We start from the raw sequence: 8,221 nt of genomic DNA on the forward strand, positions 1-8,221 counted from the left end.
TTGGGCCGATTCAACGGCGCAGGCTCCTGGACACCGTATCGAGTCGAGGCGTACGCTGGAAAGCAGTGAATGGCGCGGGGTTGGACCGCCTTCACGCGAGGACATGCGGGCACTGGGTATCGACTACGGGGATCGTCGCATCGGACTCGCGGTGAGCGATGTGTCCGCGACGCTCGCGCGCCCGTTGCGCGTCGTGGCGCCGGGCGGATCGTTGCCGGAACGGGCCGCCGCGGTGGCCGGCGAGGTGGCGGCGGTGGCCGCCGAGCCCGACGGTCTGGCGGTCGTCGTCCTGGGCGTTCCACGCGCGCTGGACGGTGCGGCGCATCGTCAGACCGCGAGAGTGCTCGCCTTCGCGGATGTCCTCCGCACGGTCACGGCCGTGCCGCTGGTGCTGCAGGACGAGCGGCTGACGAGCGTGGAGGCCGAGACGCGGCTCGCGGTGCGGGAGCGCGACTGGCGGAAACGCAAGGCCCGACTGGACGCCGCCGCCGCGGCCGTGATCCTGCAGGACTATCTGGATCGGGCGGCCGAGAAGCGCGCACCGCATCCGGTCGGCGGGCGGGCTGCCGGCGAAGACGCATAGGCCGATGCTGAAACGGCTCGCAATCGCGCTGGCCTGTCTGCTGTTCCTCGGAGCCGGCGCCGCCGCGTTCGCCTGGCAGGAACTGCTGGCCCGGATCGAGGCGCCGCATCCCGGAATCGCGGCCGCGGGTGCGTTCGTCGAGATCGAGCCGGGCGATTCCGTCGCGGCGATTGCGGGGCGGCTCGTCACGGCCGGAATCGTCGCCGACGAGTGGACCTTCCGTTTCGCGGCGCGGCGCAGCGGCCGGGATCGCTACCTGCAGGCCGGCGAGTACTTCTTCGACGCCCCGGTGTCGCCGCTGGCCGCGGTGACGAAGATCGCCGACGGCCGGGTGCACCTTCGCCCGATCACCTTTCCCGAGGGGCTCACGCTGCCGGCCATGGCGGCCATCGTGGAAGCGAAGGGCCTCGGCTCGGCCGAAGCGTTCGCGGCGGCGGCGTCGCGGACCGCGCTGATCGCCGATCTGGATCCGCATGCGACGGACCTGGAGGGGTACCTGTTTCCCGAGACGTACTTGCTGCCGCGCCACGCCACCGTCGACGTTCTGGTGACGGCGATGGTGGCGCAGTTTCGGGCCGTCTTCGACGACGACCTCCGCGCCCGCGCCGCCGCGCGCGGCCTGAGCGTGCGCGAGGCGGTGACGCTGGCCTCCGTCATCCAGCGGGAAACCGGAAGCGCGGCGGAGCACGCGCTCGTGTCCGCGGTCTTCAACAACCGGCTCCGCATCGGCATGCGGCTCCAGAGCGACCCCACCGTCATCTACGCCCTCGAGCAGGCCGGCACGTACGACGGCAACCTGACGCGCACCAACATGCGGGTCGACTCGCCGTACAACACCTACCGCTACGGCGGGCTGCCCCCCGGTCCGATCGCGGCGCCCGGCCGCGACGTGCTGCAGGCGGCGCTGGACCCGGCCGACGCCACCTACCTCTACTTCGTCAGCCGCAACGACGGCACGCACGCGTTCGCCGACTCGCTGCGCGAGCACAACCGCAACGTGCGCGAGTTCCAGGTGGAGTACTTCCGACGCCAGCGGGCCGGGCGGTAGAGCGACCCTTTGGTCGTCAATCGGAAGGTGTCGCCGCTCTTGTGCCTTCGGGTGTCGCGGGCAGGTAGTCCCTCCAGCCCTCGACCTCCGTGTAGAAGAGCGGCGTGGCGTCGCGCCCGGTGGCGAGGTTGCGCTCGATCACGGCGGCGGGCCGGGCTTCGTTGCGAGCGTTCGTTTCCACGTCGCCCACCCGCTCGAACAGGATGCCGCCGAAGGCGAGCCAGGCGGCGGCCAGGGTGAGGACGACGTTGAACGCCTGCCCGGTGACGTAGAGCTGGATGGGCCGCCCGCCCGAGGTGTGCCGGGCGAGGTCTCGCAGGCTCGATTCCAGGCCGATGCTGACGAACGCCAGGCAGAACAGCCAGCCGCGCACGTCCGACGTCAGGTCGAGCGTTTCGGCCACGCGCGTTTCGCCGAGCGTCGGCGTCAGCACGAACGAGAACAGGAGCGAGGCGCCGACGAAGCCGATGATGAACTTGGGCAGGCGGTGCCAGATCTCCATCGCCTCCGGCTTGCGCTCGTCCGTGGCCTCGACCCGCGTGACCCAGAACACGGCCACCAGGAACGCGACCAGGCCGATCAGCGTGTTCTGGATCATCTTGACGACTGCCGCGATCTGCTCCGCCTGCTCGCCGAGAATGGCGCCGGCCGCCACCACGGCCCCGGTGGCGTCGACCGTGCCGCCTATCCAGGCCGCTCCGACCACCGGGTCCATGCCGCTCCAGCGGATGCCGAGCGGCATCAGGATCATCATCGCCACGGTGAAGATCAGCGACATGCCCACGGCGAGCGTCAGCTCCTGCTTGCGGGCCCGCGCGGCCGCGGCGACGGCGATGGCGGCCGACACGCCGCAGACGGAAGTGGCGGCCGCGATGACGATCACGAGCGACCGGCTGCCGATCTGCAGGAACCGGATCCCGAACTGGTACATGAAGACGATGACGACCGGCGTCACCAGCCAGGCGACGAACAGTCCCGGCCCGCCGAGGCGCAGGATGTTGCCGAACAGCACCTCAGCTCCCAGCAGTACGAGGCCCGTCTTGATGTAGAGCTCGCTGCGCAGGGCCGGTCTGAGCCAGTCGGGCGTTCCCCGGGTGTTCGCGATGATCAGGCCGATGATCAGGGCCCAGAAGGCGTAGCCGAAACCGGCGGCGCGCACGCCCGCCTGGTTGGCCAGGGTGTAGGCGCCGACGGCCAACAGGAAGAGTGGAGCGAACGCGACCGCATGGCGCCGGGCGGAGTGGCCCATGAACCGCACGGCGAGCGCGGAGAGGGCGGCCATGACGATGCCGAGCGCGGCGAGTCCCGCCGCTCGGCCCGCGAACGCCTCGGTTGGCAGCGCCGCCCAGCGTCCGACACCGGGCACGGCGCCGATGGCGCCGGCGACCACGCCGGCCATGACGAGCCCGGCGAGCCAGACGGCCCACCAGTCTTCGGATGCAACGAGGGGATTCCGGGCGGGCGTCGGGGCGTCGGGCATGGCGCGCCTATAATGCACGAGTTTCGCGTGGAATGGGGAGTCGAGCCATGATGTTCATGCACTTTCTTCGATTCGCGGCGGCGCTGGCGTTGGTCCTGTCGGCCGGCGGGGCGGCGGTCCGGGCCCAGGAGCCACGGCAGGAGACGCTCGATGCGGCCGGTCTGCTCGCACCGGTCGAGATCGTGACCGACCGCTGGGGGATCTCCCACATCTACGCGGAGAACGAGCACGACCTGTTCTTCGCGCAGGGCTACGCGGCGGCGCGCGACCGGCTGTTCCAGTTCGAGATCTGGCGGCGGCGCGCCACCGGCACCGTCGCCGAGATTCTCGGCCCGCGCGAGATCGAGCGCGACACCGGCGCCCGCCTGTTCCGCTTCCGCGGCGACCTGACGACCGAGATGCGCCACTACCACGAGCGGGGCGACACGATCATCCCGGCCTTCGTAGACGGCGTCAACGCCTGGATCGACCGCACGGAACGCGAGCCGGACCTGCTGCCGCTCGAGTTCGAGCTGCTCGGCATCAGGCCGGGGCGCTGGACCCCCGAGGTGGTGATCTCGCGCCATCAGGGACTGGTGTCGAACGTGACGCAGGAGCTCGACAACGCGCGCGCGGTGGCCGCGATCGGGGCGGACGCCGTCAAGGAGCTCAACTACTACATCGGCGATCCCGACCTGACGCTCGATCCCGCCATCGACGCCTCGCTGCTCGAAGACGGCATCCTCGATCTGTACCGCGCCCACCGCCGGGCGCTCACCTTCGAGCCGGAGGACGTCACCGCCGCCCATCGCGGTGATCGGGAGACGTTCGAGCGGCTCGCGGCCGCGCAGCCGTCGGAGATCGACCTGGAGCGCAACGATTACGACGCCATCGGCAGCAACAACTGGGTCGTGCACGGCACGCGCACCCTGAGCGGCTATCCGATCATGGCCAACGACCCGCACCGCGCGCAGTCGGCCCCGTCGCTGCGCTACTGGGTGCACCTGGTGGCCCCCGGCTGGAACGTCATCGGGGGCGGCGAGCCGGTCCTCCCGGGCGTCTCCATCGGCCACAACGAGCACGGCGCGTGGGGCCTGACCGTCTTCGGGCAGGACAACGAGGACCTTTACGTCTACGAGACCAACCCGGCCAATCCCGACCAGTACCGCCATCTCGGCCGGTGGGAGGAGATGACCGTCATCTCCGACGCGATCCCCGTCAAGGGACAGGGCGACGTGGAGGTCGAGCTGAAGTACACGCGCCACGGACCGGTCGTCTTCCAGGATCCGGACAACAACGTGGCCTATGCGGTGGCGGCGGCGTGGCTGGACTACGGCTCGGCGCCGTACCTCGCGAGTCTGCGCATGGATCAGGCGACGACGTGGGAGGAGTTCGTCGAGGCGTGCAATTACAGCCGCATCCCGTCGGAGAACATGGTCTGGGCGGACCGGGCGGGGAACATCGGCTACCAGGCGGTGGGGGTGTCGCCGATCCGGCCGAACCACAGCGGTCTCGTGCCGGTGCCGGGGGATGGGCGCTACGAGTGGGACGGGTTCCTGCCGATCAAGGCGCTGCCCAGCGTCGTCAACCCGCCGAAGGGCTTCTTCGGGACGGCGAACAACTACACGCTGCTCGACGTCCCGGGGCGCTACCCGCACTGGGAGGCGCTGCACTATACATGGGGCGACCAGATGCGCGCGGCGCGGGTGGAGGAGGTGCTGGCCAACGCCCGGCACATGACGGTGGTCGACAACATGCAGCTCATGATGGACGAGCTGTCGGTTGCCGCACGCAACCTCGTGAAGCTGCTGGACGACCTGCCGGGACTAGACGGGCGGGCCGACCGCGCACGGCGGATGCTGCTCGACTGGGACGCCGTGCTCGACAAGGAATCGGTCGAGGCCGCGATCTACGTGAGCTGGGAGCGCGAGCTGCGCACGGCCGTGCACCGCAAGGTGGTTCCCGCCGCCGCCCGCGACTACGTCCGGGCCGTCAACACCAAACGGATGATCGACTGGTTGACCGCGCCGGACGGGCGCTTCGGCGAGGACCCGCTCGCCGGCCGCGACGCCCTCCTGCGCGAGACGCTCGACGCCGCCCTCGCCGGCCTGCGCGACCGCTTCGGCAGCGCCGACATGACGACCTGGAAATACGGCGGCGAGCGGTTCAAGCACGCCCTCATCCGCCACCCGATGAGCGCGGCGGTGAACGCCGACCTGCGGCGCCGGCTCGATGTCGGCCCGTTCCCGCGCGGCGGCTACGGCGGCACCGTTCACAACACCGGGGGCGGCGACAACCAGACCTCCGGCGCGTCGTTCATGATCATCGCGGACACCGCGAACTGGGACAACTCGGTGGGGCTGAACACCCCGGGGCAGGGCGGCGACCCCGACAGCCCGCACTACCGCGACCTGTTCGAGGTCTGGGCGCGCGACCGCTACTTCCCGATCTTCTTCTCGCGGGCCAAGATCGACTCGGTGACCGAGTCCACGACGGTTCTGCGGCCGGCCGGCGGGAGCTCGACGAGCGTCGACCCGTAGGCCGCCGCCACGACCGGGCGACCCCGATCGCCATGATTCGAATGCTACGCGCCGCGGCAATCGCGGCGTTCGAGCGCGTCCCCGGTCTGCGGCGCGCCGTGCACGCCGCCTGGGAGCCGGTGTTCCGTTTCGCCCTGTTGCCGTTCCGACTCCCGTCCGGACGGGGGTCGGCCATCGAGCAACGGGACCTGGTCCGGCGCACGGAAGAGTACAACCGGGCCGCGGAACGCTACTATGCGGAGTATCCGGACCCGCAGTATCTCCTCGACAAGCCGTTCAGCGACACCCCGGACTTTGCGGCGCACATGATTGCCGTCGGAGTCCTCGTCGCGGGAGCCAGGCTGCGGCCCGGGGACACGGTGGTGGAGTTCGGGGCAGGATCGTGCTGGTTGTCGCACTTCCTGAACCGCTTCGGGTGCCGCACGATCTCCGTCGATGTCTCCGAAACGGCGCTGGCGGTCGGCCGGCGGCTGTTCGAGCGGGACCCGCGCACGAACTGGTCGCTCGACCCGCGGTTCCTGCCGTACGACGGACACACGCTGCCGTTGGAGGACGCCTCCTGCGACCATATCGTGGTGTACGACGCTTTCCACCATGTCCCGAACCAGCGGGTCGTGCTCACCGAGATGCACCGCGCGCTGACCGCGGAGGGGATCGTGGCGATGTCGGAACCGGGAAGGGGGCACGCCTCGATTCCGACCAGCCTGGCAGAGACCGCGACCACGGGCGTACTGGAGAACGAACTGGTCATCGAGGACCTGGCGGCGTTGGCCGAAGACGTGGGCTTCCGTGAAGTGAACGTCCTGGCGGAGGGGCCAGCGCGGCGCCATGAGATTCCCGTGCGCGACATCGGGCCGTTCAAGGGAGGGCGGGGATTCCGCCGCTACTGGCGTGGTCTCTGCCAAGAGATCGTCTACCACCATTACGTGCTGTTGTACAAGGGCAGCTCGCGTCCGACGACGGAGCGTCCCGGCAAGCTGTCGTCCACGTTCCGGATCGTCGACCCGCCCGGCCCCGTGGCGCTGTCCTGCGGCGAGCGTCTCCGGGTGGATCTGCGCGTGGAGAACATCGGAGACACCTGCTGGCTCCATCGGGGCGTGGGCGACTCGCGCGCGGGATGGACGCGGGTCGGCGTGCACCTGCACGAAGCGGGTGAGCCGGTCGGCAAGGTAATCGACTTCGACTGGCACCGCGCCGAGTTCGACGGGGACGTGGAACCCGAGAGCGGCGCACGGGTGCGTTGCGAGCTGCCGGCCATCCATCGTCCCGGGGCGTACGATCTGCAGTTCGATGTGGTTGTCGAAGGACTGACGTGGTTCGCCGAGCGCGGCGCGTCAAGGCCGCCGCGGCTGCGGGTCGACGTCTCGTAGCCGGACAGTCGTTGCCTCGCCGCTTCGAGGTCATGACGGAAGGCTGTTCGCTATACTAGCCTCTCTGCGGCGGACTCGCCGCCTTTGCCTGCGTCGTCGATCCAGGCGCCGGGACCGGCGGGCCGCCCACGGATTCCGAACCTCGCGTAAAGGGAAAGGCAAGCCGCAATGTCCAATCGACTCCTCGGCCTCACCGCTCTGCTGGCGCTCGGCGCCCTCCTGCTGGCGCCGTCCGCCTCGGTAGCGCAACTCGACCAGACGGCGACGTGGGCTTCGCACGTCTCCAACGAGTACCGCGTCGTGCCCAACGTGACCTACCACGTCGCGAACGGCTTCGAGAACAGCGTCGATCTCTACCTGCCCCGCAACGCGTCGGGTCCCACGCCCGTGCTGATGTACATCCACGGCGGGGGCTGGGTCGGCGGCAGCAAGGAGGGCAACGTCCTGCGTCTGCTGCCCTGGCTGGAGAAGGGCTGGGCGGTGGTCAACGTGCAGTATCGGCTGGGCCGCATCTCGCGCGCGCCGGCCGCCGTGGAGGACTGCCTCTGCGCCCTGCACTGGGTGAAGAGCAACGCCGAGCAGTACGGCTTCGATGCGTCGCGGATCGTCGTCACGGGGAACTCGGCGGGCGGGCACCTGGCCCTGACCACCGGCATGGTGCCGGGCTCGGCCGGCCTCGACCTCGAATGCCAGCCGAAGGACGATCTGGGTGTCGCCGCGATCATCAACTGGTACGGCATCACCGATGTCGGCGACCTGCTGCAGGGCGAGAACGAGAAGTCGTACGCGGTGCGCTGGATGGGCAGCCTGCCGAACCGGCTCGACGTCGCCCGCCGGGTGTCTCCGCTGAGCTACGTCCGGGGCGGCCTGCCGCCGGTGCTCACCATCCACGGTGACGCCGACACCGTCGTGCCGCACCAGCATGCGGTGCGGCTCCACGAGGAGCTGTCGGCCGCCGGCGTCGACAACCAGTTGCATACCGTGCCGGGCGGGGGCCACGGGGGCTTCAGCCGCGACGAGACGATCGCGATCTTCGAGGCCATCCAGGCGTTCCTCGGGACGCACGGGCTCGGCGGCATGCCCGCGCCGACCCAGGGTCAGCAGTGAACCGTTCCTCCCGACCGCGGCCGAGCCGTTCTCGGGCGCGCGGCGGTGGGCTGGGGTGTGGGGGGGGGGCGGCGGGGGGGGGGCGGGGGGGGGGGGGGGGGGGGGGGGGGGGGG

The 8,221-nt window shown here is 70.3% G+C and carries 6 protein-coding genes and 1 pseudogene; 6 read left to right on the forward strand and 1 reads right to left on the reverse strand.

Translation table 11 applies throughout. The features are described from left to right. The first annotated feature begins 103 nt into the window (after positions 1-103). Positions 104-583 (forward strand): Holliday junction resolvase RuvX, encoded by a 480-nt coding sequence (gene ruvX, locus F4X11_23750; protein ID MYN68000.1) that lies wholly within the window; start codon positions 104-106, stop codon positions 581-583. A 4-nt stretch (positions 584-587) separates the two neighbouring features. Continuing rightward, positions 588-1,631, forward strand: a complete 1,044-nt coding sequence (gene mltG, locus F4X11_23755; GenBank protein MYN68001.1) for an endolytic transglycosylase MltG — start codon at positions 588-590, stop codon at positions 1,629-1,631. Positions 1,632-1,647: 16 nt separating this feature from the next. Here mltG and F4X11_23760 read toward each other — a convergent pair whose 3' ends face one another. Further along, positions 1,648-3,111: a putative sulfate exporter family transporter gene (locus F4X11_23760; GenBank protein MYN68002.1), complete on the reverse strand. Its 1,464-nt coding sequence runs from the start codon at positions 3,109-3,111 to the stop codon at positions 1,648-1,650. Here F4X11_23760 and F4X11_23765 point away from each other — a divergent pair. The 4 genes and pseudogenes from F4X11_23765 to F4X11_23780 all read left to right on the forward strand — a co-directional run bounded on the left by F4X11_23765 (position 3,069) and on the right by F4X11_23780 (position 8,221). Next, on the forward strand, positions 3,069-5,630 hold the full coding sequence (locus tag F4X11_23765) for a penicillin acylase family protein (GenBank protein MYN68003.1): 2,562 nt from the start codon (positions 3,069-3,071) through the stop codon (positions 5,628-5,630). The two genes, F4X11_23760 and F4X11_23765, sit on opposite strands and share 43 nt — an antisense overlap. Positions 5,631-5,662: 32 nt before the next feature. Beyond that, complete coding sequence (locus F4X11_23770) at positions 5,663-7,000, forward strand: methyltransferase domain-containing protein (GenBank protein ID MYN68004.1); 1,338 nt, start codon at positions 5,663-5,665, stop codon at positions 6,998-7,000. Positions 7,001-7,168: 168 nt separating this feature from the next. Next, complete coding sequence (locus tag F4X11_23775; GenBank protein MYN68005.1) at positions 7,169-8,107, forward strand: alpha/beta hydrolase; 939 nt, start codon at positions 7,169-7,171, stop codon at positions 8,105-8,107. A gap of 42 nt (positions 8,108-8,149) precedes the next feature. Beyond that, positions 8,150-8,221, forward strand: a pseudogene (locus F4X11_23780) (dicarboxylate/amino acid:cation symporter).

This window comes from Acidobacteriota bacterium, from assembly GCA_009861545.1.
GTDB lineage: Bacteria > Acidobacteriota > Vicinamibacteria > Vicinamibacterales > UBA8438 > WTFV01.